We start from the raw sequence: 26,675 nt of genomic DNA, 5'->3' as shown, positions 1-26,675 counted from the left end.
GACCAGCCGAACCGGTGACAGCACAGGTGAGTTCGCCCACAACGGCCCCTGGCGGAGGAGCGACCCGCGCTTTTGCGCCTTACGCTCGACGGACCGCACGACCCCCCTTCGCCATGCCCCGGCCCGTTGTGCCGGCTCCCCGCCCGCCGTCTTTCGCCAACGGAGGTTTCTGCTTCATGAAGCTCACCGTCGTCGGCTGCTCGGGGTCGTTCCCCTCCGCGGAATCGGCCTGCTCGAGCTACCTCGTCGAGGCCGACGGCTTCCGGCTGCTCCTCGACATGGGCAACGGCGCCCTGGGCGAGCTGCAGCGCCATTGCGGTCTCTACGACCTCGACGCGATCTTCCTGAGCCATCTGCACGTCGACCACTGCATCGACATGTGCGCCTACTTCGTCGCGCGCTACTACCGCTTCGACGGCGGCCGCTGCGCCCCGATACCGGTCTACGGCCCCGAGGGCACCGAGCACCGCCTGACCACGGCCTACGCCGACACCCCTTCCGCCTCCTCCATGAGCGAGGTGTTCGACTTCCACACGGTCAAGCCGTCCACGTTCGAGATCGGCCCGTTCACCGTGCACACCGACCGGGTGCGGCACCCCGTGGAGGCGTACGGGATCCGGATCGAGCACGGCGGCAGGGTGCTGACGTACTCCGGCGATACGGGTGTCACCGGGACGCTGGACGAGCTGGCCCGGGACGCGGACCTGTTCCTGTGCGAGGCCGCGTTCACGTACGGCAAGGAAGACATCCCGGACCTGCACCTCAACGGCCGCGAGGCCGGAGAGACGGCGGCCCGCGCGAACGCCCGCCACCTGGTCCTCACCCACATCCCGCCCTGGACCGACCCCCAGCTCAACGCGGCCCACGCCCGCGAGGTCTTCCCCGGCCGGGTGGACCTGGCGGCACCGGGGACGACGTACGAGATCTGACCCCCGGCGCACACGAAGAGGCCCCCGGAGCCGTGGCTCCGGGGGTCTTCGTCGTGCGGGGGAGGCTACTTGGCCTCCGCCTTCTGCAGTTCCGCCAGCTCCTCGTCGGACTCGCGGCCCGGCGTCGGCAGGTTGAACCTGATGATCGCGAAGCGGAAGATCACGTAGTAGACGACCGCGAAGCACAGGCCGACCAGGACCAGGCCCCAGGGGTTGGTCGCGATGCCCAGGTTCAGGCCGAAGTCGACCACGCCCGCCGAGAACCCGAATCCGTCCTTCATGCCCAGCGCCCAGGTCAGCGCCAGCGAGACGCCGGTGAGGACCGCGTGGATGGCGTACAGGACCGGCGCGATGAACATGAAGGTGAACTCGATCGGCTCGGTCACGCCGGTCACGAACGAGGTCAGCGCGATCGAGAACATCATGCCGCCGACGACCTTGCGGCGCTCCGGACGGGCGCAGTGCACGATGGCCAGGCAGGCCGCCGGGAGGCCGAACATCATGATCGGGAAGAAGCCGGTCATGAACTGTCCGGCGGACGGGTCGCCGGCCAGGAAGCGGGCGATGTCGCCGCTCTTGCCGTGGTAGTCGCCGGCCTGGAACCAGGGGAAGGAGTTGAGCAGGTGGTGCATGCCGATCGGGATCAGCGCGCGGTTGGCCACACCGAAGATGCCGGCGCCGACCGCGCCCGACCCCACCAGCCACTCACCGAAGTTGTGCAGACCCGTGCCGAGGACCGGCCAGATGTAGCCGAACACGATGCCGAGGATCAGACCGGCGAAGGCCGACAGGATCGGGACCAGGCGGCGGCCGCCGAAGAAGCCCGCCCAGTCGGGCAGCTTGGTGCGGTAGAAGCGCTGGTAGATCAGGGCGACCACGATGCCCATCACCACACCGCCGAGGACCTTGGCGTCCACCGGGGCGTCCGTCATGACGACCTTGCCGTCGACGGCGGTCGCCACCTTCGGCAGGTTCTTGTCGGTGAACGTGCCGAGCACGTTCTTGAAGACCAGGTAGCCGACGACCGCCGCGAGCGCCGTCGAGCCGTCCGACTTCTTGGCGAAGCCGATGGCGATGCCCACGGCGAACAGCAGCGCCATGTTGTCGAGGATCGCGTTCCCGCCGGCGGCCATGAACCCGGCTATCTTGGTCAGGAACGTGGGGAACGACGGGCGTCCCAGCATGTCGGTGTTGCCGAGACGCACCAGGAGGGCGGCGGCCGGCAGGACCGCCACCGGCAGCATGAGGCTGCGGCCGATGCGCTGCAGCACAGCCATCGCGCCGGCGCCCTTCTTCTTCTCGGCCGCGGGAGCGGCGCTGGCCGTGGTCACAACTTCCTCCATGTGGGCATGGCGCCGCCCGTGCGTGGGGGAGGGAGGACGGCGGCGTCTCTGGTCTACACCACTCAGTGGTGTAGACCTGTTGTAGCACGATGAAGGCGGTGTAAGGAACCCGCGATTCCCGTTACCGTCGCGCTACTCGCCGTGCCCCTCACGGGCGCCTATGCCTTGGTGACGTCCTCCACCTCCTCCGCCCGCTCCCGCCCCGGTGTCCTCAGGTCGAACCTGGTGATCGCGAAACGGAAGACCGCGTAGTAGACCGCCGCGAAGCACAGGCCGATCGGGATGACGAGCCACGGCTTCCTCGCCAGGTGCCAGTTGATGACGTAGTCGATCAGGCCCGCCGAGAAGGCGAAGCCGTCGTGCACGCCCAGCGCCCACGTCACAGCCATCGAGACCCCCGTCAGCACCGCGTGGATCGCGTACAGCGCCGGCGCGACGAAGAGGAAGGAGTACTCGATCGGCTCGGTGATGCCCGTCACGAACGACGTCAGCGCCACCGACAGCATCAGCCCGCCGACCTCCTTGCGCCGCTCCGGCCGCGCGCAGTGTGTGATGGCCAGCGCCGCCGCCGGCAGCGCGAACATCATGATCGGGAAGAACCCCGAGGTGAACTGCCCCGCGTTCGGGTCGCCCGACAGGAACATGTTGATGTCGCCGTGCACCACCGTGCCGTCCGGCTTGGTGTAGCTGCCGAACTGGAACCACAGGGGCACGTTCAGGAACTGGTGCAGCCCGATCACCAGCAGCGCCCGGTTGGCGACACCGAACAGCCCGGCGCCCCACGGCCCCGCCTCGCGCAGCCAGTGGCTGAAGCTCTCCAGGCCGCTGCCGACCGGCGGCCAGACCCACAGGCACAGACCCGCGAAGAGGATGGCCACGAACGACATGATGATCGGCACCAGCCGGCGGCCGTTGAAGAAGCCCAGCCAGTCCACCAGCCGGGTGCGGTGGAAGCGGGCCCAGAAGAAGGCGGCCAGCAGGCCCATCACGATGCCGCCGAAGACCCCCGGGTTCTGGAAGGTGAAGGCCGTCACCGATCCGTCCGTCACCTGGCAGCCGACGTGCTCGACCGCCTTCGAGCCGGCGGGGCAGTCCTCCGGGAACTCGTGCAGCACGCCGTAGTAGACGAGGAAGCCCGCCACCGCCGCGAGCGCCGTCGAGCCGTCGGCCTTCTTGGCCATGCCGATCGCCACACCCACGCAGAACAGCAGCGGCAGCCCCAGCGAGCCGTCGAGCAGCGCCCCGCCCGCGCCCAGCATCACCTTGGAGACCGCGGTCCAGCCGAGGCCGCCCTCGCCGACCACGCCCGGCTGGGCCAGCCCGATCAGGAGGCCCGCGGCCGGCAGCACCGCGATCGGCAGTTGCAGACTGCGCCCCATCTTCTGCAGGCCCTGGTACAGCCGGTGCAGCCGGACGCGCGCGGGGCCGGCCGTGTTCTCGGAGCTGTCGGCGCTCATCGGCGTCCTCCCTGAACCCCTCGGCCTCGGACACCGGCCCGGCGCCGAACCCCTCGGCACACAAGCCGGTTTGGCTACCGTCCCCCAGGTGGTGTAGACCAGTCGCGGACGGTTCCGCTGTGGTGATCGCCATCATTGGGCACGTACCGCACGGCCGCTCGCGAAGATGGGCCAACTGTGGGTTACTGCGACAAAGCGGTTCGGATCAGGGAGAAGCAACATGGCCAGCAAGGCTGAGAAGATCGTCGCCGGCCTCGGCGGCATCGAGAACATCGAGGAGATCGAGGGCTGCATCACCCGGCTCCGCACCGAGGTCTCCGACCCCTCGCTCGTCGACGACACCGCCCTGAAGGCCGCCGGCGCCCACGGCGTCGTCAAGATGGGCACCGCCATCCAGGTCGTCATCGGCACCGACGCCGACCCGATCGCCGCGGAGATCGAAGACATGATGTGAGCCTCCCGGTTCACCTGGAAGGGGCACTTCCCGAGGCGGGAGGAGCCCCTTCCGCGCGTACGGCTAGGCTCGTCCGCATGTCTCGAATCGACGGCCGCACCCCCGAACAGCTCCGCCCGGTCACCATCGAACGCGGCTGGAGCAAGCACGCCGAGGGCTCCGTCCTCGTCTCCTTCGGCGACACGAAGGTCTTCTGCACCGCCTCGGTCACCGAAGGCGTCCCGCGCTGGCGCAAGGGCAGCGGCGAGGGCTGGGTCACCGCGGAGTACTCCATGCTGCCCCGCGCCACCAACACCCGCGGCGACCGCGAGTCCGTCAAGGGCCGGATCGGCGGCCGCACCCACGAGATCTCCCGGCTCATCGGCCGCTCCCTGCGCGCCGTCATCGACTACAAGGCGCTCGGCGAGAACACCATCGTCCTCGACTGCGACGTCCTCCAGGCCGACGGCGGCACCCGGACCGCCGCCATCACCGGCGCCTACGTCGCCCTGGCCGACGCCGTCGCCTGGGCCCAGGGACGCAAGCTGGTCAAGGCCGGCCGGCAGCCGCTCACCGGAACCGTCAGCGCCGTCTCCGTCGGCATCGTCGGCGGCGTGCCCCTGCTCGACCTCTGCTACGAGGAGGACGTGCGCGCCGAGACCGACATGAACGTCGTCTGCACCGGCGACGGCCGCTTCGTCGAGGTCCAGGGCACCGCCGAGGCCGAGCCCTTCGCCCGCGACGAGCTCAACGCCCTGCTCGACCTCGCCGTGGCCGGCTGCGGCCGGCTCGCGGCGGCCCAGCGGGACGCCCTGGCGGCCACCCTCGCAGAGTAAAGGGACCGCCAAAAAAGCCGGTACCCGGGGGCAACCCCCGCATCCTTCCCGGCGTCCGTATGGGTACGGGCGCGCGGTCCACCACCGTGCGCCCGGCCAGCCGGACCAGGGGAGGGACCCACACCATGGCCGCCAGCCGACGCCGAAGCCGGCTCACCGCCGTCGCCGCCGCACTAGCGACCGCCGCGCTCACCGCCGGCCTCACCACCGGCTGCGACGCCGTGACCAAGGCCCTGGACTGCGTGCAGACCGCCGACTCCATCGCCGACAGCGTCACCGACCTCCAGCAGGCCGTGGAGAACGCCGGCGACGACCCCACCCAGGCCGACGCCTCCCTCGACTCCATCGAGAAGAACCTGGACAAGATCGGCGACAAGACCGACGACGCCGACGTCAACAAGGCGGTCGACGACCTCTCCAAGGCCGTCGGCAACGTCCGTACCGCCATCGCGAACGGCGACCACGCCCCCGACGTCAGCCCCGTCACGGACGCCGCGGGCGAACTGACCAAGGTCTGCACCTCGTAGCCGCGGACCGCCGGGGCCGGGGGAGCACGCTCAGCGCCCCCGCGCCCGGACCGGCGTCCGTCGCCCGCCCGAGCCGCCGGCCAGGCCCTAGGGGGCGTCTCCCCGATCTTCGCGGCGCGCCCGGTGCAGTTCGTGCCGGGTCCCCTTGCGCTCCAGCCGCTCCTGCCTGCGCTGCTCCTTCAGCCGCCGGCGCTCGGCCCGGGTCACCTTGCGCTCGACGCCCACCCCGCCCCAGAAGGCGAAGCCGCCGATGACGACCCGCGGGGCGCCCGGCTCCGGCGGACCGTCCTCCCTCGGGTGCTCGAAGCCGCCCATCACGCCGATGCCCCGCACGATCACCTCGACGCCCGGCGGCACGATCACCTGCACCCCGCCCATGATCGCCACGCAGTTGATCTCCACCTCGCGGTCGGCGAAGTCCGCCTCCCTGAGGTCGATCTCGCCGCCGCCCATGAACGCGAAGCAGTTGAACCGCTTCGGCACCGTCCAGCGGCCCCTGCGCTCGAAGCCCGACAGCACCGCGAAGGCGCCCGTCGGGGAACCCTCGCCCCCGACGATCCGGCCCGCCCAGCCAACCCGCTCCGCGGGCGCCTTCGAGAAGGAGACGGGAGCGGGCGCCGCCGCGCCGCCGGCCGGCAGATCGCGGGTGATCGGCGTCAGCTCACCGTAGGTGCGCGCCTGGTACGTCGCCTCCAACCGCTCCTCGAACTCCCCCATGTCCAGGCGCCCTTCGGCGAGGGCGTCCCGCAGGACCTCGGCCACCCGTTCACGGTCGGCGTCGGACGCCCGGAGGTCCGGACTTGCGTCGTCGGTCATGGCAGCAGCCTACGAGACCGCCTTCTCGGCGTACATCTTCGCGATGACCGCCTCGATGTCCGGCTCCCGCACCGACAGGTCCACCAGCGGGTACTCGGCCGCGATGTGCGCCACCAGCGGCGCCGCCGACTGCCCGGCCGGGAACGCCAGCCACTGCCGCGGCCCCGCCACCCGCACCACCCGGCACGACGGCGCCTCGATCGGCGGCAACTCCCGTTCCAGGTCCACCACCAGCGTCCGCTCACCCTCGCCGGCCTCGTGCAGCCCGGCCAGGGCGCCGTCGTACATCAGCCGCCCGTGGTCGATCACCATCACCCGCGAGCACAACTGCTCGATGTCCTGCAGGTCGTGCGTCGTCAGCAGCACCGTCGTGCCGCCCCCGGCGTTCAGCTCCTTCAGGAAGCCCCGCACCTTGGCCTTGGACACCACGTCCAGACCGATCGTCGGCTCGTCCAGGTACAGCACCTCCGGATCGTGCAGCAGGGCCGCCGCGATGTCCCCGCGCATCCGCTGCCCCAGCGACAGCTGCCGCACCGGCACGTCCAGCAGGTCGCCCAGCTCCAGCAGTTCGACACAGCGGTCCAGGTTCTCCCGGTAACGGGCGTCCGGGATCCGGTACATGCGGTGCGCCAGCCGGTAGGAGTCGATCAGCGGCAGGTCCCACCACAGCGTCGTGCGCTGCCCGAACACCACACCGATCCGGTGCGCCAGCCGGGTCCGCTCCCGCGACGGGTCGATCCCCGCCACCCGCAGCCGGCCGGCGCTCGGCATGAGGATCCCGGTCAGCATCTTGATCGTCGTCGACTTCCCGGCTCCGTTCGGGCCGATGTACCCGACCATCTCGCCGCGCGCCACGGTGAACGAGAGCGAGTCCACCGCCCGCACCAGGCGCCGCTCCCGCTTCATGAACCCGGTCTTCCGGCGCACCTCGAAGACCTTCTCGACCCTGTCCACCTCGATGAACGCGTCCACCGTCAACTCCCTGTACTCCGATACGACCGAAGGCCCGCCCGCCACGCCAGCCCCGCCGCCGCGCAGCACACCGCCGCCACCAGCGGCGGCGCGAAGGCCGCCCACTGCGGCAGCCCGCCCAGGGGATACGGCCGCCCCAGCACGTAGGCGGCCGGCACCCAGTTGACGAAGGCCAGCGGGAACATGAAGGTCACCCCCCGCACCAGCTCCTTGCCGAACACCGTCGGCGGGTACTGCAGCAGCGTCTGGCCGCCGTAGGTGAACGCGTGCTGCACCTCGGACGCGTCCTGCGCCACGAACTGGAAGGCCGCCCCCGCCACGAACACTGCGGAGAAGATCACCCCGCCGCAGACCAGCATCCCCGGCACCATCAGCGCCTTGACCGGTGTCCAGGCGATGTCCGAGGCGACGAGCGCGTAACCCAGCACCAGCGCTCCCTGGGCGATCCGGCCGACCCGGCGCAGCGCGAACCGGTCGGCGGCGACCTGCGCCAGCACCGGCGCGGGCCGCACCAGCAGGGTGTCGAGGGTGCCGTCGCGCACCCGGCGGCCCAGCCGGTCCGCGGAACCGATCACCAGGTCCGCGATCCCGAAGGACGTCGCCGACAGCCCGTACAGGAACGCGGTCTCGGGCAGCGAGTAGCCGCCGAGGACGTCGACCCGGGAGAACATCAGCATGATCGTCACGAAGTCGAGGCCGGTCACGACCAGCCCGCCGAACGCGGTCAGCGCGAAGGACGCCCGGTAGGTCAGCGTGGAGCGGATCCACATCCCGGCGATCAGCCGGTAGGCGCGCACCCCCTCGGCCAGTGGCCTGTACTCACCCACCCTGGACCACCACCCGCCGGGCCGCCGCCGTCTGCACCAGCCGTCCCACCGTCAGCAGCACCACCGCCCACGCCGCCTGGAAGAGGAACGACGGCAGCGGGTCGGCCGTCCCCATCAGCACGTCCGCCGGCACCTGGACCTGCGCCGCCCACGGCAGCGCCCGTACGACCTCGCCGAGCGTGCCGGGGAAGGCGTTCAGCGGCAGGGTCATCCCCGAGCAGAAGATGCCGGTCACCATCAGCACCTGCAGGGCACCCGTGCCGTCCATCAGCCAGAACCCGGTCAGCGCCACCAGGTAGCGGATCCCGAAGCTGACGATCATCGCGAGTGCGACCGAGACCAGGAACGCCAGCCACGTCCCCAGATCGCCGGGCAGCGCCGTCGGGAAGACCAGTGCCCCGAAGGTGAACGGGATCACCCCGCGCCCGAGCAGCTGGAACAGCGCCCGCCCCAAATCGTTCGCCAGCCACCACACTTGCAGGTCGACCGGCCGGTACAGGTCGATCGCGACCTCACCCGTACGGATGCGTTCCATGAACTCGGTCTCGAAGCCGCCCCCCTGGATCGCGAGCGTCGCGTACAGGGCCTGTCCCAGCCAGACGAACGTGACGGCCTGGGCCTGGTCGTAGCCGCCGAGGTGCGGCTTCTGCTCCCACAGGGCCAGATACGTGTAGACGAGGATCAGCCCGAAGACCGTGTTGGTGAACACCCCTGCCGCAGTGGCCGCCCGATACGTCGCGTACCGTCTGAATCCCCCCGTCGCGACAGCGGCGTACAACCGTCCCGCGCCCACGTCAGTCAACCTCCCCGGACCGCTCGACACCGAAGCGCAGGAGCCTAGTCCGGCGGTCCGGGGACCGGCGACACATTTTCGTGCCGGAAGCGTGCCGTAATCCGGGAACGGATCGCCAGGTGCGAGAGTCTTCAAACTTGGGGCACAGAAGGCGTACGAGGCGTACGGGAAACGTACGACGCGAAACAGGAGTCCGTGCACGACATGAGCGACGAGCCGCAGCCGCAGCAGCCGACCAAGGGCGGGGCACCGGGACAACCGCTGCCGGCTGCAGGGCCCGCACGATCCGGTGAGGCCGCCGGGGACACCCGACCCGGAGACGGTGACGACCGGGACCGGGGCAGCAGCGAGGACCGCCCGGGACCGGACCAGGGCCAGGGACGGAACCGGGGCCGGGACGGTTCGGCCGCCGGGCCGGGCCGGACCGGCCGCGAGGAGCGGGCCGCGTCGCCGGCCGACGGCACCTCGGGCGGTAAGCCGTCGCCGGGTGCCGGCGTGGACCAGGCCGCTCGGGCCCGCCGCGCGGCGCTGGCCGCCCAGATGGGACGGGCCGGCCGCGCGGGCGACGGAGGCACCGGGGCCGGGGCGCCCCGTGAGCCGCAGGGCGGCCTGCCCGCCCAGCAGGCGGGACAGTCGCGTGAGCCCGGAAAGCCGGAGGGCGCGGAGGGCGGCCGTCCCGGGGTGCCTCCGCGGGCACCGGGACAGGGTGAGGATTCCCGCAGGCCGGGCGCCGAGGGTGCTCAGCGTTCCAATGTTCCCCAGCAGTCGGGCAAGCCGCAGGGGTCCGGCAGGTCCGAGGGCTCCAACGGCTCCGAGGGAGAGGCGACCGGGCGTTCCGCCGGGTCCTCGCGTCCCGGCGTGCCCCAGCAGTCCGGGCAGCCGCGGGTGCCGGGGAAGTCCGGCCCGTCGGGGCAGCCGGCCCCCGCGGGGTCCTCGGACTCCGAGGCGCCGTCGGCCGAGCGGTCCGCGGGGTCCCGACGTCCCGGAGTGCCTCCGCAGGCGCCCGGTGAGGCCGAGGGCTCCCGCGAGCCGGGGGCCGGGCGGTCCCCGGGGTCCCGGCGTCCCGGGGTGCCTCATCAGTCGGGGCAGTCGCAGGAGCCGGGGAAGTCCGGGGGCTCCGAGCAGCGGGCGGCCGGGCGTTCCGGCGCGCCTCGGCGTCCCGGGGTGCCCGGTCCGGCGGGGGAGCCGCGGGATTCCGCCGAGTCCGGGGTCACCGGGGACCCGGCGGCCGGGCGTTCCGGCTCCACTCAGCGTCCCGGGGTGCCCGGTCAGGCGGGGCAGTCGCAGGGGTCCGCCAAGTCGCGGGGCCCGGAGAAGTCCGCGGAGCCCGACGCGGCCGAGAGCACCCAGGTGCTCGGGCGCGTCGACGCGTCCCGTGCCTCCGCCGCCGAGGGAGCCGAAGCGGCCCGCAGGCGCGGCGCCGGGAAGACGTCCGGTGGCCCGCAGGGGTCCGGTGACGCCGCCCAGGTACCCGAGACGACGCAGGTCCTCCGCAAGGTCGAGGCGCCCACCACGGCAGAGCGGAACCGCCCGGGCGACGGCACCACCACGCGCGGCGGCGCCGGGAAGGGCCCCCGGGCGGCCATGGCCGGCGGTGCCGCCGCGGCGGCCCAGGGCGCCCAGGCCGCGATGGCGAGTGGCGGCGCGGCCAAGGCCGGGGCCGCCGGAGCCACCGCCACCAGCGGGAACACTCCTGCCACCGAAGCCCCCGCCACCGCCAACGCGGACAGCGGCGGCGGAGCCGGTGGCGGAGGCGGCAAGGGCAAGAAGCCCAAGCGGCCCAAGCGGACCGGCTGGCGTCGCCTCGTCCCCACCTGGCGCATGCTGCTGAGCACCTTCGTGATCGGCGTCCTGCTGATCATCGGCCTGTTCTTCCTCGGCTACTCGCTGGTGCAGATCCCGTCCGCCAACGCCCTCGCGACCAAGCAGAGCAACGTCTACCTCTACGCCGACGGCTCCCAGCTCGCCCGCGACACCCGCGACAGCAAGGTCAACCGCGAGAACGTCAGCCTCGCCCAGGTCTCCAAGGCCGCCCAGCACGCCGTACTGGCCGCCGAGGACCGCGACTTCTACACCGAGTCCGCCGTCGACCCCAAGGCCATGCTCCGCGCCGGCTGGAACACGGCCCTGGGCAAGGGCAAGCAGTCCGGCTCCACGATCACCCAGCAGTACGTGAAGAACTACTACCTGGGCCAGGAGCAGACGGTCACCCGCAAGGCCAAGGAGTTCTTCATCTCGATGAAGCTGGACCGCGAGAAGTCCAAGGACGACATCCTCGAGGGCTACCTCAACACCAGCTACTTCGGCCGCAGCGCCTACGGCATCCAGGCCGCCGCACAGGCCTACTACGGCAAGGACGCCGCGGACCTCGACCCGGCCCGCTCCGCCTACCTCGCCGCCCTCGTCAACGCCCCCAGCGAGTACGACGTCGTCGCGCACCCCGAGAACAAGCCCGCCGCCGTCGCCCGCTGGAACTACGTCCTGGACGGCATGGTCAAGGAGGGCTGGCTCGGCAAGGGCGAGCGCACGGGCCTGAAGTTCCCGATGCCCAAGGAGCAGACCCTCCCCAACGGCCTGTCCGGCCAGCGCGGTTACCTCGTCGACGCGGCCAGGCAGTACCTGATCAACAACGACATCGTCACTTCCGACCAGCTGGAGGCCGGCGGCTACCGCATCACCACCACCATCCAGAAGAACCGGCAGAACGCCTTCGTCAAGGCCGTCGACGACCAGCTCATCTCCAAGCTGGACAAGAAGAACCGCAAGGCCGACAACTACGTCCGCGCCGGCGGTGCCTCCGTCGACCCCAGGACCGGCAAGGTCGTCGCCATGTACGGCGGCATCGACTACGTGAAGCAGTACACCAACGGCGCCACCCGGGGTGACTTCCAGGTCGGCTCCACCTTCAAGCCCTTCGTGTTCACCTCGGCCGTGCAGAACAGCTCCACCACCCAGGACAGCCGGCCCATCACCCCGAACACCATCTACGACGGCACCAGCAGGCGCCCCGTGCAGGGCTGGACCGGGGGCGGCTACAACCCCGCCAACGAGGACGAGAAGTCGTACGGCGACATCCCCGTCCGCAAGGCCACCGACCTCTCGGTCAACGCCGTCTACGCCCAGATGGCCGTCGACGTCGGCCCCGCCAGGGTCAAGCAGACCGCGGTCGACCTCGGCATCCCCGAGGGCACCAAGGACCTCCAGCCCTACCCGTCCATCGCCCTCGGCACCGCCACCGCCAGCGTCCTGGACATGGCGGAGGCGTACGCCACGCTCGCCAACCACGGTCAGCGCGCCGCGTACACCATGGTCGAGAAGGTCACCAAGGACGGCACCCAGCAGATCGAGCTGCCCCAGCGGCAGACCAGGCGGGCCGTCACCCGCGAGGCCGCCGACACGACCACGTCGATCCTGCAGAGCGTGGTCGACAACGGCACCGCCGTCGCCGCCCAGGCCGCGGGCCGCCCCGCGGCCGGCAAGACCGGCACCGCCGAGGAGGACACCGCCGCCTGGTTCGCGGGCTACACCCCGGACCTGGCCACCGTGGTGTCCGTCATGGGCCAGGACCCGGTCACGGCGGCCCACAAGTCGCTGTACTACGCCCTGGGCCAGCCCCGGATGAACGGCGGTGGCCCGCCCACCGCCATCTGGGCGCAGTACACCCGCGACGCGCTGAAGGGGAAGCCGGTCAGCGACTTCGACCTCCAGCTCCAGCCCGGCGCCGACCAGACCCAGGCCCCCGTCGACCCCTCCGGCGACCCCGGCACCGGAGGCCAGGACGACGGCGGCACCACCGGCACGCTCACCGACGGCGGCACCACCGGCGCCACCCCGACGACCGACGGCGGCACCACCGGCGGCACCCCCACGACCGACGGGGGCACCACCGACGGCGGGACGACGACCGACGGGGGCGGCACCACCACGGACGGGGGCACCACCGACGGCGGCGGAACCACGACGGGCGGGGGCACCGACGGCGGCCCGACGACAGGCGGGGGCACGGACACCGGCGGCGGCACACCCGGCGGCAGTACCGGAGGCCTGGACACGGGCGGGGGCACCGACACCGGGGCCACCGGCGGCCAACCGTAGGACCGCCCGTCAGTGACCGCTGGTCGCCTTGAGCCCCACCACGGCGACCAGCAGCAGGCAGACGAAGAAGACACGGGCGGCGGTGACCGGCTCACCCAGGACCACCATGCCGAGCACCGCCGCCCCGGCCGCCCCGATCCCCACCCACACGCCGTAGGCCGTACCGATCGGCAACGACTTCGCCGCGTACGACAGCAGCACCATGCTGGCCACGATCCCGGCACCCGTGAACACACTCGGTACGAGCCGGGTGAACCCGTCGGTGTACTTCATCCCCACCGACCAGGCCACTTCCAGCAGCCCGGCGACGATCAGCAGAACCCACGCCACGACGACACACCTCCGGCAGACGGAACCCATTCCTGGTGCGTCGTCTTTGCCTGCGTCCCGGTACGGCGCGTCTCGTCGGGCTCCTTCGAACATAGCAAAGCGACGGCGGGAGGGCCGGTGACCGTGGTCACCGGCCCTCCCGCCGTCGCCGGATCCTGCGGTACCCGGACCTCAGAGGTACAGGCCCGTGGAGTCCTCCGTGCCCTCGAAGCGGTCCGCGGCCACCGCGTGCAGGTCCCGCTCCCGCATCAGCACGTACGCGACGCCCCGCACCTCGACCTCGGCCCGGTCCTCCGGGTCGAACAGCACCCGGTCGCCCGGTTCCACGGTCCGCACGTTCTGACCCACCGCGACCACCTCGGCCCAGGCCAGCCGGCGTCCGACCGCCGCCGTGGCGGGAATCAGGATTCCGCCGCCCGACCGCCGCTCGCCCTCACCCGTCTCCTGCTTGACCAGCACCCGGTCATGCAGCATCCGAATGGGCAGCTTGTCGTGGTGGGGGGTGCTCTGCACGTTTCTGTTGGCGCTCACGCTTCGAACCTACCTGCCTTCGGCACGCCCGTACGAGCCCGGGGCGCCGCGCCGCTCAGCGGCCGCGCCGCCGCACACCCAGCGCCAGCAGCCCCACCAGCCCCACGGCGACGAGCGCCACCGGCACCACCCGCTCGAGGCGCGGCGCGCCCTCCTCGTCCACGAACTGTGCCCTGACGTCACTCACGACCCGGTTGACCTGGACATACGCCCGTCCAACCGTGTGGTCGAGGTTGGCGACGACCTTGGCCTTGGCGTCCCCGACGATCGTCTTCGGGTGCACCCGCACCCCGATCTCGTCGAGCGTCTCGGCCAGTACTTCGCGGCGGCGCCTGATGTCCGCCTCGATCTCTGCCGGGGTTCTGGTGTCCGACGTGTCCGCCACCGTACGGCCTCCGAAGTCTCCTGATGCTGTCCTGGACAGTCTGTCAGTTCCCACCCGGGCCGCACCGCAACGCCCCCCGTTACGCTGGACCGATGAGCGAGCGACTCCAGCCCGGCGACGTGGCCCCCGCCTTCACCCTCCCCGACGCCGACGGCAACCCGGTGTCCCTGTCGGACCGCAAGGGCCGCAAGGTCATCGTCTACTTCTACCCCGCGGCGCTGACCCCAGGCTGCACCAAGCAGGCCTGCGACTTCACGGACAACCTCTCCCTCCTGGCCGACGCCGGCTACGACGTCATCGGCATCTCCCCGGACCAGCCGGAGAAGCTGGCCAAGTTCCGCGAGAAGGAGTCCCTGAAGATCACCCTCCTCGCCGACCCCGAGAAGACGACCACCGAGGCCTACGGCGCCTACGGCGAGAAGAAGAACTACGGCAAGACCTACATGGGCGTCATCCGCTCCACGGTCATCGTCGACGAGGAGGGCAAGGTCGACCGCGCCCTCTACAACGTCCGCGCCACGGGTCATGTGGCCAAGATCATCAAGGACCTGGGGATCTGACCCCGAGGGACGTCCCGGGGTGCCCCGGGGGCTCGTTCCCGCCGTCCTGACGGCCCGCACCGGAGCCTCCGTTGCGGGCCGTTCGCATTTCCCGCTCTCAACTCGCGGTGCAAACGCCCCACTTCGCTCGTCGACCCCGGCAAACTCTTTGACCTCCGGTTGCGTCCGTGCTTAAGGTGCGTACCAAGTTCGGCCCGCCTGACCAGGCATGACCGGGCATCATCGACGACCGGGGGGACACGTCGCCATGGGGGTCCGTATCGTCACGCCTCCCCGTAGGTCGAGTTCACGCACGCCGTTCCGAGCCGAACCGTTCTGCTGACGCTCCACCTGTGCAAAGGGGAAAAAGATGCGCAAGATCATGCGTGCCGTCCTGACCGGCGGCGTGGCCGCCGGCATCGCTCTGACGTCCACCGCCGCCTACGCCGACACCACCTACACCGAGTACGCGGCGCCCGGCTGCGGAGCCAAGTCCGTCTTCAAGACGTACGGCGACCACCTGTACATCACGGACACCGAGGCGGACGGTCACTCCGCCGTGGGTGTCATCGAGAGCGGCACCAAGTACTTCTACTGGAACTCGAACGGCAACGGTACGACCCGGCACGTCGACCTCGACCTGCCCGAGAACATCGCGATCGCCCTCGGCGCGATGACCGGTGACTGGCAGGGCACCCCGACCGGCGGCCTGGACTTCTCCTGCCTCAGCACGCAGACGATCATGACTTCGTGACGACGCGATGAGGGCACGACACCTCGCGCGGCTGGGCGGCCTGATCGCGACGCCCCTCCTGCTGGCGGCCTGCGCCACGCACGATCCGGGCACGGCGGAGGCGAGCCGTGCGCCGATGCCCACCATGGGCTCGGCCGTCGGTGAGAAGCTCACGGCGGGCATCGAGGGCGCCAGGAAGGCCGGTCTGGGTGTCACGTTCATCGACACGACCGACCGGCACCGGTCCATCGACCTGGACTCCGCGGCGCGCTACACGATCTGCTCCCAGCGGCCGGACCCCGCCATGCGGGCCGTGAAGTTCTACGTCGTACCGAGTTCCAGCCGGTGCCCCAGCGGCACCGGTGGCGCCGGTTAGCGTTCCCGGACCTTCCGTCGCGCGGCCCTGGACACCTGCCGCGCAGGGGGCGGACGGCGCACGGCGCGGCACAGTAAAGTAGGCCGCGCCTCAGGCGGCCGTGATGGAACTGGCAGTCATGCTGGGTTTAGGTCCCAGTGGGTTCACACCCGTGTGGGTTCGAATCCCACCGGCCGCACCGCCCCCCACCTTCGAACCGAAGGCGGGGGGCGTTTCGCATGTCAGCCCAGCAGTTCCCGGACGACCGGCACCAGCGCCCGGAACGCCTTGCCCCGGTGGCTGATCGCGTTCTTCTCGTCGGCGCTCAGCTCCGCGCAGGTGCGGCTCTCGCCGTCCGGCTGGAGGATCGGGTCGTAGCCGAAGCCGTTCGTGCCGGCCGGGGCGTGCCGCAGGACGCCCCTGAGCTGCCCCTCGACCACCCGCTCGGTGCCGTCCGGCAGGGCCAGCGCCGCCGCGCAGGCGAAGTGCGCGCCGCGGTGCTCCTCCGCGATGTCGGAGATCTGGGCCAGCAGGAGGTCCAGATTGGCCTTGTCGTCGCCGTGGGCGCCCGCCCAGCGGGCGGAGAAGATGCCGGGGGCGCCGTTCAGGACGTCGACGCAGAGCCCCGAGTCGTCGGCGACGGCGGGGAGGCCGGTGGCCCGGGCCAGGGCGTGGGCCTTGAGGAGGGCGTTCTCCGCGAAGGTGACGCCGGTCTCCCGGACATCGGGGATCTCGGGGTAGGCGTCGGCGCCGATCAGCTCGTGGGGGAGGCCTGCTTCGGCGAGGATGGCCCTCAGTTCGGTGATCTTTCCGGCGTTGCGGGTGGCGAGGATCAGGCGGGTCATGGGGGCCAGTATCCCTTGGCGGACCCGGCCCCCACGCCGTCAGGGCCTGCTGGCCGCCGGCGGTGCCGAGGGCCCCTGGGGGCCGCGGGCCGGACGCGCCGCCGCCTTGGCCTTGCTCGCGGCCGCGGTCAGCGGGCGGGCGATGTCCTCCAGGGACCGGCGTTCGGCGTTCACGGCGAGGAACGCCGCGACGAGACCGGCCGCGCACATCAGCCCGGCACCGATCTGGAACGCCAGCACGGTGTCGCCGACCTTGCCGGTGTTGGTGAGGTCGGCGAAGAGCAGCGGGCCGCTGATGCCGCCGGCCGCGGTGCCGAGGGCGTAGAAGAAGGCGATCGACATGGCCCGGGTCTCCATCGGGAAGATCTCGGAGACCGTCAGATAGGCGCTGGAGGCACCGGCGGAGGCGAAGAAGAGCACCGCGCACCAGCAGGCCGTGAGGGTGCCCGCGCCGAGGGAGCCGCGGTCGAAGAGCCACGCCGTGCCGAACAGCAGCAGGCCCGACAGCAGGTACGTCGACGAGATCATCACGCGGCGGCCGACGGTGTCGAAGAGATGGCCGAGCAGCAGCGGGCCGCAGAAGTTGCCGACGGCGATGACGGCGAAGTAGTAGCCCGTGTGGTCGGCCGGCACGTCGAAGAACTTGGTCAGGATGGCGCCGAAACCGAAGGTGATGGCGTTGTAGAGGAACGCCTGGCCGATGAAGAGGGAGAAGCCGAGGACGGCGCGCTTGCGGTACCGGCCGAAGACGGTGCGCGCGATCTCCAGGAAGGTGACGCTCTTGCGCTGGTGGATCTCGAGTTCGCCCTCGGGCCGGGCGAGGGGCTCGCCCTTCTCCTCCTGGACCCGGCGTTCGATGCCGGTGACGATCTCCTCCGCCTCCTGGTCCCGGCCGTGGATGAGCAGCCACCGCGGACTCTCGGGAACGTGCCGGCGGACGAGCAGGATGACCAGGGCGAGGACGGCGCCGAGCGCGAAGGTGAGGCGCCAGCCGACGTCGGCCGGGAGCAGGTCGGTGTTGAGGGCGAGGATGGAGAGCAGGGAGCCGCCGACGGCGCCGAGCCAGAAGCTGCCGTTGATCATCAGGTCGACACGGCCCCGGTAGTTCGCCGGGATCAGCTCGTCGATGGCGCTGTTGATCGCCGCGTACTCGCCCCCGATGCCGAAGCCGGTCAGGAACCGGAACACGAAGAACCACCAGGCCTCGGTGGACACCGCGGTCAGCGCGGTCGCCGCGAGATACACCGCGAGAGTGATCATGAACAGCTTCTTGCGGCCGAAGCGGTCGGTGAGCCGGCCCCAGAACAGCGCCCCGACGCAGGCGCCGGCCACGTAGAGCGCGGCGGCGACGCCGGTGATCTGCCCGGAGCTGATGCTCAGCCCGCTGCCCGGTTCGGACAGCCGGCCGGCGATGTTGCCGACGACGGTGACCTCGAGGCCGTCGAGGATCCAGACGGTGCCCAGGCCGATGACGATCGACCAGTGCCACCTGGACCAGGGCAGGCGGTCGAGCCGGGCGGGGATGTTCGTGGTGATGGTCCGGCCGCTCTGCGATGCCGGTTCTGCGGCTGTGCTCATGGGCTCCCCTCAACGCCGAAGGACGGGGTACGGATGCCCTCGCGGCGCCGGAGTAGGCCCTGGGCGGGTCCGGGGCGGGCCGGCCTCAGGCGCCCACGGCACGCGTGACGACGTAGATGAGCAGGCCCGCGAGCGAGCCGACGACCGTGCCGTTGATGCGGATGAACTGGAGGTCGCGGCCGATGTGCGCCTCGATCTTGCGGGTGGTGTGCTCGGCGTCCCAGCCGGCCACGGTGTCGGTGATCAGCGAGGTGATCTCCTTGCGGTACGTGGTGACGACGTGCACGGCCACGCCCTCGACCCAGCCGTCGACCTTGTGCTGCACCTTCGGCTCGTTCGCCATCCGGGTGCCGAGCGAGAGCAGCGCGGCCCGTACCCGCATCCGCAGCTCGCTGCGCTCGTCCCCGGCCGCCGCGACGACCATGGAACGCACGGCGGTCCACGCGGAGGCGATCAGGTCCTGTACCTCGCCGCGGCCGAGGATGTCGCCCTTGAGCCGTTCCACCCGACCCCGGGTGTCGGTGTCGGACTGCAGGTCGGAGGCGAAGTCGGTGAGGAAGCGGTCGAGGGCGCCGCGGGCCGGGTGGGAGGGCATGTCGCGCATCTCGGTGACGAAGCGCAGCAGTTCCTTGTAGACGCGGTCACCGACCTTCTTGTCGACGAAGCGCGGGGTCCAGCCCGGCGCCCCGCCCTCCACGGCGCTCATCACGTCGGCCCGGTGCAGTTCCAGCCAGTCGTGGGCGCGGGCGACGACGAGGTCGACGACGCGGTTGTGGCCGCCGTCGGCGACGATCCGCTCCAGCATCTTGCCGAGGCCGGGCGCGATCTCCTGGACGTCGGCCCGCCGGGTGACGGCCTCCGTGACGACGGCCTGGACGTCCCGGTCGCGCATGACCGTGAGCGCGCCGCGCAGCGCGGTGGCGAGTTCGGCGGTGACCCGGTCGGCGTGCTCGGGCCGGGAGAGCCAGGTGCCCAGCCGGCTGCCGATGCCGACGGCGCGCAGCCGCTGCCGTACGACGTCCTGGGAGAGGAAGTTCTCACCGACGAACTCGCCGAGGGAGACCCCGAGCTGGTCCTTCTTGGTGGGGATGATCGCGGTGTGCGGGATGGGCAGCCCGAGCGGGTGCCGGAAGAGCGCGGTGACGGCGAACCAGTCGGCCAGCGCGCCGACCATGCCGGCCTCGGCCGCGGCGGCCACGTAGCCCGCCCAGGGGCCCGCGCCCTGATGCGTGGCGATCCGCGCGAGCACGTAGACGAGGGCGACGAACAGCAGCAGCCCGGTCGCGGTGAGTTTCATGCGCCGCACGCCCCGGCGCCGTTCCTCGTCGGCCGGGGTGAAGGCGTTCATGGTGCGGTGCGACACCGGCTCCTGCGCCGCCGTCCGGTCCGCTGTTCGTGTCTCGGTGCGTTCCATCAGCTCCACCCGTACTCCGCCCGTGCGGTGATCCCGCGCACAATTGTCCCTTCCTGACCGACTCCCGGAACGAAACAGGAGTTCCCGGCGTCTGTCTGTAGGGGGTTTCGGGCAGGGTCCTGTCAGGTCTCCCGAGCCCATGACGCATCATGGGTTCATCAAGATCGGAGCCCCGGGCTCCCATCTCCCGAGGAGAACAACGCAAGCATGACCAAGCGTCATGGTTATGCCGTACTCAGCGCGCTGGTCGCGCTGATCGTGGCCGTGTGTGCAGCCATCTACGTCACGGTGGCCACGGACGACGGCACCCCCAGCAGCACTTTCGCCGGCAGTCGCCCGCGCCATGGTTCCTCCGTCGCTCCCGCGTCGACCGGCACCTGGGTCGGTGCCTGGTCCACGGCGCCCGTGGGCGGCGAGCCCGGCACCGAGACCACCGGCCTGGCCGGCCGTTCGGTGCGCAACGTCGTGCACGCGAGCACCGCCGGAACGAGTGCCCGCATCACGCTGTCCAACCTCTACGGACAGTCCCCGCTGACCATCACGCACGCCTCCCTGGCCGTGGCGCTGGGTCACGACACCGCCGAGGCCGACGCGGAGACCATGCGGCGGCTGACGTTCAACGGCGCCCCGAGCGTCGTGATCCCGGCCGGTGGCCAGGTGCTCAGCGACGCCGTGCGCGTGGTCGTCCCGCACGACTCGGACGTGCTGGTCACCACGTACTCGCCGACCCCGTCGGGCCCGGTCACGTACCACCCGCACGCCCAGCAGATGTCGTACGTCGCCCAGGGCGACCGCACGGAGGACGCGACGGGCACCGCGTACACCGAACAGACGCCGTACTGGCGCTATCTGACGGCCGTTGACGTGCTGAGCAACGAGGCGACGGGCACGGTGGTCGTCTTCGGCGACTCCATCACCGACGGCATAACGTCCACGGTCGGCGCCAACCGCCGCTGGACCGACGTCCTCGCGGGCCGGCTGCACACGGCGGTCGCGGGCGGTGAGGCCCTGCCGCGCTACGGCATCGTCAACGAGGGCATCAGCGGCAACCAGGTCCTCGCGGACGGGCTGGGCCGGCCGGCGGAGAACCAGAGCGGCCTCGGCCGCTTCGGCCGGGACACCCTGTCCCGGACCAATGTGAAGGCCGTCGTCATCGACCTCGGCATCAACGACATCATCCGCAACCCCGCCCTCGCCGACCCGGACAAGATCACCGAGGGGCTGCGCACCCTGGTCCGCCAGGCGCACGCCCGCGGGCTCAGGGTGGTCGGCGCGACGCTCATGCCGTTCCGCGGCCACCGCGGCTGGACACCGGCCCGTGACGCGGTGCGGCAGCGGGTCAACGCGGAGATCCGGTCCGGCCGTGTCTACGACTCGGTCGTCGACTTCGACCAGGCCCTGCGGGACCCGTACGACGCGCGCCGGCTGCGCCCCGAGTACGACTCCGGTGACCATCTGCACCCCAGCGACCTGGGCTTCGCCAAGATGGGCGGCGTCTTCGACCTGAGCGCGCTGAAGGGCGCGGGCCAGGCGGAGCTGTAACGGACGGGCCCGTGGGGGCGCGTCCCCGCCGCGAGCGACCCCGCGGCGGGGCCGGGCGCGGCGCCAGGGCGGCACGACGGGGAGCGTCTGCCGCCGTAGGGCGTCGATGCCGCCCCGCCCGGGTTCGCCCCGCCCCGACTGCCCGGCCGGTGGGCCGGTCTCAGCCGCGCCGGTCGGCGACGGCCCAGGAGGCCAGGGCGACGGCGCCCGCGACACCGAGGACGGACGGCCAGGCACCGACCTTCCTGGCCAGCGGGTGGGACCCGGCGAACGCGGCGACGTAACCGGCGGTCAGCGCACCGGCGGCCTTCCCTCCGGCCTGCCTGCGCCACTGCTGCGCGGCGGCCGCGCCCGCGGCGGCCAGGACGACCCCGCCGAGCTGCCGCTTCCCTGTCCAGCGGGCGACGCCGTACCCGCCGACGAGTCCGGTCGCCGCGACCACCGCGCTGGGAACCCTGGCCATGAGCTGCCTCCACCTACGTCGATACGTTCTGGTCTGCTTCGTCTGCCTTTGTTGCCTGGTCCGAGGCTAACGCGCGCCCTTTCGGCTCCATCAAGCTGAGTCGAGGCTTGTCAACTTTCCGGCTCCGAGCTATATAAGTAGTCGAAGGGCATCGCACCCAGCACCTGACGAGAGGAGTGAGCCGTGATGCTCATGCGTACCGACCCGTTCCGCGACCTCGACCGACTCGCGCAGCAGGTCTTCGGCAGCGCGAACACCCCCGCCGGCCGCCCGTCCGCCATGCCGATGGACGCCTACCGCTCCGGTGACGAGTTCCTGGTCCACTTCGACCTTCCCGGCATCGACCCCGAGACGATCGAGCTGGACGTCGAGCGCAACGTCCTCAACGTCCGCGCCGAGCGCCGCGGCCCCGCGCCGGAGGGCGCCGAGATGATCGTCGCCGAGCGCCCCACGGGCACCTTCACCCGTCAGCTCTTCCTCGGCGAGACCCTCGACACCGAGCGCATCGACGCCTCGTACGAGTCCGGCGTCCTGACCCTGCGCATCCCGGTGGCCGAACAGGCCAAGCCGCGCCGCATCCGGATCAGCGGCGGCGACAGCGGCCGCAAGCAGATCACCGGCTGAGCGCGCCCAGGACGCGTTCTGCGCGCCCCGTGGCCCCGAGCGGGGGTCACGGGGCGCCGCCGTGCGCCGGCGCCCGCCCGCCGCGTCGGGGCGGATGCCGCCACACGAGCCGCACGCGCTGCACGGACCGCATGCCCCCACATGCCGCACTCTGGCCGAATTCCGGCTCATGCACGCCGCGTTACGGGGTACCGGGCTCCCGGTGCCCGAAGTGTCCCGGAGGAGGATCCACCACGATGACCGTCACGACCCCGCAGCCCAGAACGACCATCCCCGCCCCCGTCCCCGCCCCTGCCGCGGCCCCGTCGCAGCGCCCGCTCGCTCCCGAGGCCGGCGCCGACGCCGCCCGCTGGGAGGCGCTCACCGAGGCGGTGCGCGAGGCCGGCCGGTATTCGACGGCGGCCGAGGCCGAGCGCGTCACCCGTACCGTGCTCACCGCCCTGGGCGGGCACGTGACCGGCGAGGAACGAGTCGCCCTCGCCCAGGCCCTGCCCAGGCAGGCGGGCATCCTGCTCGCCTCCCAGATCCCGGCGAACACCCCGCTGTCCGCACGCGAGTTCGTCGAGTCCGTGGCGGACCACCTCGAGGACGCCACCCCGGCGACGGCCCGCTGGGACGTCAGCTCGGTCCTCGGCGTCGTGGCGGACACCGTCGGCGAGCCGCTGACGACCCGGGTCCTGGCCCAACTCCCGCCCGGCTACGCCCTGCTGTTCGGCCGCGCGGACCTGGCGGCGGCTGCATAGACCTCCGCCCACGCTCCGGCCCCCACCACGCCTCTCCGGGCGCCGCCCCGATCCGTCGTTGGTCCGGCGACTGCCGACAGCGGCGCCCGGCAGCCAGCCGTACGGCCCAGAAGCCAGAAGCCCGAAGCCAGGGGCCAGGGACCAGGGGCCACAATTCGGGGGCCGGAAGACGAACGGACGCGCGGCCGGACGACCGGGCAGCCGCACGACCGGGCTGCCGGACGCGATCGGGCGGCCGGTCGGTCAGACCCGTTCGAGCGCCCGGTGAAGCCCGTCGGGCAGCTCCACGGAGATCGCGTCCCCGGCACGTACGACGCCACCCACCCTCACCACCCCCATGACCCCGGCCCGGTACCGGACGTGCCCCTCCGCGTCCCGCCCCACGACCTGCTTCAGCAGCCCCCGCTGGAAGCCGTCGATCTGGCGGCACGGATTGCGCAGCCCGGTCACCTCCACGACGGCCTCGTCCCCGATCCGCAGCACCGCCCCGGTGGGCAGCCCCAGCAGATCGATCCCCCGGGTGGTGATGTTCTCGCCCAGCTCCCCGGCCGCCACCCGGAACCCGCTCGCCCCGACCTCCTCGAACAGCTCCTCGTGGATGAGGTGCACCTGCCGGAGGTTCGGCCGGGTCGGGTCCCGGGCGACGCGCGACCGGTGCCTCACGGTCACCCCCGCGTGCACGTCCCCCTCCACCCCGAGGCCGGCGAGCAGGGTGATCCGCTCCCGGTTGGGCTTGGTGAAGGAGTACTCGCCGTTGCTGCTCACGGCAGCGACAGTCGCGCCCATCGCGGCCCCCGTCTCGGCTCTTCGTCGCGGGATCCACCGGGAGCCCAGCGGTGGCGCTGGACACCCGGCGGTGCGGCGTACTTCGGGCCCCGGCCGTGCGACCGGCCCCGGCGTACCCCCAGCCTCCGTCACGACGCACACCCGCGCCACCGAGTTCGTCCGGATACCTGACACGGGCTCGGGTACCCGCATCGGAGCACGTCCCATGGCCGAGTCCGGCACGAGGTGACAGCAACGGAGACCCAGATGAAGGCCAGCCGATCAGCAGACCCGCAGACCGCCGGGCCGGTCGCAGCGGAACCGGCGTCCGCTCACGTCCTGTCCGGACGCTACCGGTTGGGCGCGAGAATCGGATCGGGAGGCATGGCCGACGTCTACGAGGGTCTCGACACGCGCCTCGAGCGGCCCGTCGCCGTCAAGGTCTTCCGGCCGGGGCCGGGCCCGCAGACCGAGGACCGGCTCACCGCGGAGGCCGTCCTCCTCGCCGGCCTCCAGCACCCCGGACTGGTCACGGTCTACGACTCCGGCCGCGAGGACGACCGCACCTATCTGGTCATGCAACTCGTCGAAGGCCCCACGCTGCACAGCCTCCTGGGCGGCGGAACCCTGCCCGAGCGGCGTGTGACGGCCCTCGGTGCCGCCCTCGCACGGGCGCTCGCCCACGTCCACCGGGCCGACATAGTGCACCGCGACGTCAAACCGTCGAACGTCCTGCTCGACTCGGCCGGCGAACCCCACCTGGCCGACTTCGGCATAGCGCGCCTGGCGGACGCCACCCGTCAGACGGCACCCGACGTGCTGACCGGCACCGCCGCGTACCTGGCGCCCGAGCAGGTCGAGGGCGGGTACGTCGGACCGCCCACCGACGTATACGCGCTCGGCCTGGTCCTGCTGGAGTGCCTGAAAGGTGGACTGGAATACCCGGGCACCCCCCTGGAGGCAGCGGTCGCCCGTCTCCTTCGCGCACCCGAGATACCCGCCTGGGTCTCCCCGGACCTGGCGGCCCTGCTCCGCGCCATGACCGCCAAGGACCCCGAGGACCGCCCCGACGCCGGACAGTGCGCGCGGACCCTGGCGGCCCTGGACGTCTCCGGCGCCCCGGACTCCCTCCCCTCGACGGCACCCTCCGTGGTCAGCCCCGGGACGCGGGCATCCGCGGCGATCCGCCCCGCCCGCACGGAAGGCCTGAGGACGGCGGCGAGGATCCGCCCCGCCCACGCGGCCGGACCGCCCGCCGCCCACGGCCACGCCCATGCCGACCGGCCCCCGCACAACCGCCGCCTGGCGGTGGGCACCGCCCTCGCCGCCCTGTCCGTGGCCCTCGGCACGACCCTCGCCTTCGCCCCGGGCACCAGCGGAACCGGCGACGACCGCGCCGACACGGCCTCCGCCGCCGCGACCTCCGGTCACCCGCCGCCCGGCAAGGCGACACCCGACGACAAGGCGGGCGCCGCAACGCCGGCCGGCGCCCGGCCCGACGCGAGGACCCCCGGCCCACCCGCTCCGGCCGCCACCTCCCTCGGCCCCCACATCCAGCCCATCTCCAGGACCCTGCCCCCGGCCGACCGGTCGACCCAGGCGCACCACACCCCGTCCGGCGGCAAGGGCGCCAACCCCCGCGGCCCCGCCGCCCACCACCCCCGCCACACGCAGCACCCGCCCCACGCCGCCCCGAACGCCCCCGGCCGGAGCGACAAGTCTTCGCGGCGCTGAGCGCCGGACAGCGAGGAGTGAGGCCCCGCGAGGCCGCGCCCGCGGCGCGGTGGAAATCCGGTGGACACGGCCGGCGGCCGCGTCCTAGCCTCGCCGAGGTTCCGAAGACCCGTACGTCCGGATGAGGTGCTTTCGATGACGGTCCAGGCAACGACGGCCCGCGGCAACAGGCCGTCCCCCGTACCTTCCACGACCTCATCGGACACAAGGAACCCCGACAGTGGATCTTCCACGTGAATTCACCATCCGCGAGAGCAGCCACCGCATCCACAACCCCCTCACCAGCGAGAAACTGGCTGCTCTGGGGCAGGCGCTGCACCTGACCCCCGGCACCCGTGCACTCGACCTCGCCAGCGGTTCGGGCGAGATGCTGTGCACCTGGGCGCACACCCACCGCATCACCGGGACCGGGGTGGACATCAGCACCGAGTTCACGGCCAGGGCCCGCGCCCGGGCCGCCGAACTCGGCGTCGCCCGCCAGGTGGACTTCGTCCACGGCGACGCGTCCGGCTACGTCGCCGACGAACCCGTCGACCTCGCCGCGTGCATCGGCGCGACCTGGATCGGCGACGGGATCACCGGCACCATCGATCTGCTCCGCCAGAGCCTCCGCCCCGGCGGCATGCTGCTCATCGGCGAACCGTACTGGCGCCGCGACCCGCCCGACCAGAACTGCGTCGAAGCGTGCCACGCCCGCACCGAGGAGGACTACCGGTCGCTGCCGGATCTCATCGAGCGGTTCGGTGAACTGGGCTACGACGTGGTCGAGATGATGCTCGCCGACCAGGACAGCTGGGACCGCTACCGGGCGGCCCAGTGGCTCAACATCCGCCGCTGGCTCGACCGGAACCCCGACGACGAGTTGGCCCCCGAACTGAGAGCGGAACTCTCCCGGGAACCGGTCAGCTACGCCCGGTACGAGCGCGAGTACCTCGGGTGGGGGGTCTTCGCCCTGCTTGGCCGCTGAGGGTCGGGGCGGGGTCGGGGTCGGCGGGTTGTCGCCGGCCCCGACCGGTTGGCGGCTCAGCCGGGTCACCAGCCGCGCACCTGCCATGTGACCGCGCCG

The 26,675-nt window shown here is 72.0% G+C and carries 27 protein-coding genes, 1 tRNA gene and 1 riboswitch; of the genes, 14 read left to right on the top strand and 14 right to left on the bottom strand.

Annotated elements, in window-relative coordinates; translation table 11 throughout:
- Window positions 1–176 precede the first annotated feature (176 nt).
- Window positions 177–929 (top strand): MBL fold metallo-hydrolase, encoded by a 753-nt coding sequence (locus ACWCPN_RS03575; protein WP_451202147.1) that lies wholly within the window; start codon window positions 177–179, stop codon window positions 927–929.
- 65 nt (window positions 930–994) lie between these two features.
- Here ACWCPN_RS03575 and ACWCPN_RS03570 read toward each other — a convergent pair whose 3' ends face one another.
- A complete protein-coding gene (locus ACWCPN_RS03570; protein ID WP_365126901.1) occupies window positions 995–2,260 on the bottom strand; it encodes a PTS transporter subunit EIIC in 1,266 nt (421 codons plus the stop codon).
- Between the two features lie 170 nt (window positions 2,261–2,430).
- Window positions 2,431–3,729, bottom strand: coding sequence for a PTS transporter subunit EIIC (locus tag ACWCPN_RS03565; protein WP_451202145.1), 1,299 nt, complete (start codon window positions 3,727–3,729; stop codon window positions 2,431–2,433).
- Between the two features lie 220 nt (window positions 3,730–3,949).
- Between ACWCPN_RS03565 and ACWCPN_RS03560 the strand changes: the two genes are divergently transcribed.
- The 3 genes from ACWCPN_RS03560 to ACWCPN_RS03550 all read left to right on the top strand — a co-directional run bounded on the left by ACWCPN_RS03560 (window position 3,950) and on the right by ACWCPN_RS03550 (window position 5,525).
- Window positions 3,950–4,183: a glucose PTS transporter subunit EIIB gene (locus tag ACWCPN_RS03560; protein WP_199210715.1), complete on the top strand. Its 234-nt coding sequence runs from the start codon at window positions 3,950–3,952 to the stop codon at window positions 4,181–4,183.
- Between the two features lie 77 nt (window positions 4,184–4,260).
- Window positions 4,261–4,998 carry a ribonuclease PH gene (rph, locus tag ACWCPN_RS03555; RefSeq protein ID WP_451202143.1) on the top strand — a complete coding sequence of 246 codons (738 nt, stop codon included), beginning with the start codon at window positions 4,261–4,263 and terminating at the stop codon, window positions 4,996–4,998.
- Between the two features lie 125 nt (window positions 4,999–5,123).
- A complete protein-coding gene (locus ACWCPN_RS03550; protein ID WP_365126903.1) occupies window positions 5,124–5,525 on the top strand; it encodes a prefoldin domain-containing protein in 402 nt (133 codons plus the stop codon).
- An 87-nt stretch (window positions 5,526–5,612) separates the two neighbouring features.
- On the opposite strand, the gene ACWCPN_RS03545 is transcribed toward ACWCPN_RS03550, so the two are convergent.
- From ACWCPN_RS03545 to ACWCPN_RS03530, 4 genes are read right to left on the bottom strand one after another with little or no spacing between them, the layout of a single operon-like run.
- Window positions 5,613–6,341 (bottom strand): DUF1707 SHOCT-like domain-containing protein, encoded by a 729-nt coding sequence (locus ACWCPN_RS03545; protein WP_451202142.1) that lies wholly within the window; start codon window positions 6,339–6,341, stop codon window positions 5,613–5,615.
- A gap of 9 nt (window positions 6,342–6,350) precedes the next feature.
- Window positions 6,351–7,319: an ABC transporter ATP-binding protein gene (locus tag ACWCPN_RS03540; protein ID WP_365126908.1), complete on the bottom strand. Its 969-nt coding sequence runs from the start codon at window positions 7,317–7,319 to the stop codon at window positions 6,351–6,353.
- Window positions 7,316–8,083, bottom strand: a complete 768-nt coding sequence (locus ACWCPN_RS03535) for an ABC transporter permease (RefSeq protein WP_365127101.1) — start codon at window positions 8,081–8,083, stop codon at window positions 7,316–7,318. Before ACWCPN_RS03535 ends, ACWCPN_RS03540 begins: the two co-directional genes overlap by 4 nt.
- Window positions 8,084–8,132: 49 nt before the next feature.
- On the bottom strand, window positions 8,133–8,933 hold the full coding sequence (locus tag ACWCPN_RS03530; protein WP_451202140.1) for an ABC transporter permease: 801 nt from the start codon (window positions 8,931–8,933) through the stop codon (window positions 8,133–8,135).
- 1,584 nt (window positions 8,934–10,517) lie between these two features.
- On the opposite strand from ACWCPN_RS03530, the gene ACWCPN_RS03525 reads away from it, so the two are divergent.
- Window positions 10,518–13,028: a transglycosylase domain-containing protein gene (locus ACWCPN_RS03525; RefSeq protein ID WP_451202289.1), complete on the top strand. Its 2,511-nt coding sequence runs from the start codon at window positions 10,518–10,520 to the stop codon at window positions 13,026–13,028.
- A 9-nt stretch (window positions 13,029–13,037) separates the two neighbouring features.
- On the opposite strand, the gene sugE is transcribed toward ACWCPN_RS03525, so the two are convergent.
- From sugE to ACWCPN_RS03510, 3 genes are all read right to left on the bottom strand, one after another.
- Window positions 13,038–13,358 (bottom strand): quaternary ammonium compound efflux SMR transporter SugE, encoded by a 321-nt coding sequence (sugE, locus tag ACWCPN_RS03520; protein ID WP_451202139.1) that lies wholly within the window; start codon window positions 13,356–13,358, stop codon window positions 13,038–13,040.
- A gap of 34 nt (window positions 13,359–13,392) precedes the next feature.
- A riboswitch (guanidine-III (ykkC-III) riboswitch) is annotated at window positions 13,393–13,462 on the bottom strand.
- Between the two features lie 67 nt (window positions 13,463–13,529).
- Window positions 13,530–13,832: a GroES family chaperonin gene (locus ACWCPN_RS03515; RefSeq protein WP_199213532.1), complete on the bottom strand. Its 303-nt coding sequence runs from the start codon at window positions 13,830–13,832 to the stop codon at window positions 13,530–13,532.
- Window positions 13,833–13,944: 112 nt separating this feature from the next.
- Window positions 13,945–14,274: a DUF3618 domain-containing protein gene (locus ACWCPN_RS03510; RefSeq protein WP_199210710.1), complete on the bottom strand. Its 330-nt coding sequence runs from the start codon at window positions 14,272–14,274 to the stop codon at window positions 13,945–13,947.
- A gap of 92 nt (window positions 14,275–14,366) precedes the next feature.
- Between ACWCPN_RS03510 and bcp the strand changes: the two genes are divergently transcribed.
- The 4 genes from bcp (at window position 14,367) to ACWCPN_RS03490 (ending at window position 16,100) form a co-directional block, all read left to right on the top strand.
- Complete coding sequence (gene bcp, locus ACWCPN_RS03505; RefSeq protein ID WP_451202138.1) at window positions 14,367–14,834, top strand: thioredoxin-dependent thiol peroxidase; 468 nt, start codon at window positions 14,367–14,369, stop codon at window positions 14,832–14,834.
- 349 nt (window positions 14,835–15,183) lie between these two features.
- Window positions 15,184–15,567, top strand: a complete 384-nt coding sequence (locus ACWCPN_RS03500; RefSeq protein WP_199210708.1) for a hypothetical protein — start codon at window positions 15,184–15,186, stop codon at window positions 15,565–15,567.
- Window positions 15,568–15,574: 7 nt separating this feature from the next.
- Entirely contained in the window at window positions 15,575–15,922 is a 348-nt protein-coding gene (locus ACWCPN_RS03495) for a hypothetical protein (protein ID WP_199210707.1), read from the top strand.
- Window positions 15,923–16,016: 94 nt separating this feature from the next.
- Window positions 16,017–16,100 (top strand) — tRNA-Leu (locus ACWCPN_RS03490).
- Window positions 16,101–16,143: 43 nt separating this feature from the next.
- On the opposite strand, the gene rdgB is transcribed toward ACWCPN_RS03490, so the two are convergent.
- The 3 genes from rdgB to ACWCPN_RS03475 form a co-directional block, all read right to left on the bottom strand.
- Window positions 16,144–16,746, bottom strand: a complete 603-nt coding sequence (gene rdgB, locus ACWCPN_RS03485) for an RdgB/HAM1 family non-canonical purine NTP pyrophosphatase (RefSeq protein ID WP_199210706.1) — start codon at window positions 16,744–16,746, stop codon at window positions 16,144–16,146.
- A gap of 39 nt (window positions 16,747–16,785) precedes the next feature.
- Complete coding sequence (locus tag ACWCPN_RS03480; RefSeq protein ID WP_365126918.1) at window positions 16,786–18,324, bottom strand: MFS transporter; 1,539 nt, start codon at window positions 18,322–18,324, stop codon at window positions 16,786–16,788.
- A gap of 85 nt (window positions 18,325–18,409) precedes the next feature.
- The gene (locus tag ACWCPN_RS03475; protein WP_451202287.1) at window positions 18,410–19,672 is read right to left on the bottom strand and encodes a DUF445 domain-containing protein; all 1,263 of its coding nucleotides are present in this window, start codon (window positions 19,670–19,672) and stop codon (window positions 18,410–18,412) included.
- Between the two features lie 273 nt (window positions 19,673–19,945).
- Here ACWCPN_RS03475 and ACWCPN_RS03470 point away from each other — a divergent pair, with 273 nt between their 5' ends.
- Window positions 19,946–21,280 carry an SGNH/GDSL hydrolase family protein gene (locus ACWCPN_RS03470; protein WP_451202137.1) on the top strand — a complete coding sequence of 445 codons (1,335 nt, stop codon included), beginning with the start codon at window positions 19,946–19,948 and terminating at the stop codon, window positions 21,278–21,280.
- A gap of 160 nt (window positions 21,281–21,440) precedes the next feature.
- Here the strand turns inward: ACWCPN_RS03470 and ACWCPN_RS03465 are convergent, their stop codons facing one another.
- Window positions 21,441–21,743: a hypothetical protein gene (locus ACWCPN_RS03465; RefSeq protein WP_451202136.1), complete on the bottom strand. Its 303-nt coding sequence runs from the start codon at window positions 21,741–21,743 to the stop codon at window positions 21,441–21,443.
- 186 nt (window positions 21,744–21,929) lie between these two features.
- Between ACWCPN_RS03465 and ACWCPN_RS03460 the strand changes: the two genes are divergently transcribed.
- Window positions 21,930–22,367 (top strand): Hsp20/alpha crystallin family protein, encoded by a 438-nt coding sequence (locus tag ACWCPN_RS03460; protein ID WP_199210702.1) that lies wholly within the window; start codon window positions 21,930–21,932, stop codon window positions 22,365–22,367.
- Window positions 22,368–22,603: 236 nt separating this feature from the next.
- Window positions 22,604–23,110, top strand: coding sequence for a DUF2267 domain-containing protein (locus ACWCPN_RS03455; RefSeq protein ID WP_451202134.1), 507 nt, complete (start codon window positions 22,604–22,606; stop codon window positions 23,108–23,110).
- 243 nt (window positions 23,111–23,353) lie between these two features.
- On the opposite strand, the gene ACWCPN_RS03450 is transcribed toward ACWCPN_RS03455, so the two are convergent.
- A complete protein-coding gene (locus ACWCPN_RS03450; protein WP_451202133.1) occupies window positions 23,354–23,896 on the bottom strand; it encodes an MOSC domain-containing protein in 543 nt (180 codons plus the stop codon).
- A 363-nt stretch (window positions 23,897–24,259) separates the two neighbouring features.
- Here ACWCPN_RS03450 and ACWCPN_RS03445 point away from each other — a divergent pair, with 363 nt between their 5' ends.
- The gene (locus ACWCPN_RS03445) at window positions 24,260–25,609 is read left to right on the top strand and encodes a protein kinase domain-containing protein (protein WP_451202132.1); all 1,350 of its coding nucleotides are present in this window, start codon (window positions 24,260–24,262) and stop codon (window positions 25,607–25,609) included.
- Window positions 25,610–25,829: 220 nt separating this feature from the next.
- On the top strand, window positions 25,830–26,576 hold the full coding sequence (locus tag ACWCPN_RS03440; protein WP_451202130.1) for a methyltransferase domain-containing protein: 747 nt from the start codon (window positions 25,830–25,832) through the stop codon (window positions 26,574–26,576).
- Window positions 26,577–26,675 lie beyond the last annotated feature (99 nt).

Source organism: Streptomyces sp. NPDC002386 (assembly GCF_053593175.1).
The sequence above is the reverse complement of the archived record's forward strand: the minus strand, read 5'-3'. Positions and strand labels throughout refer to the sequence as shown.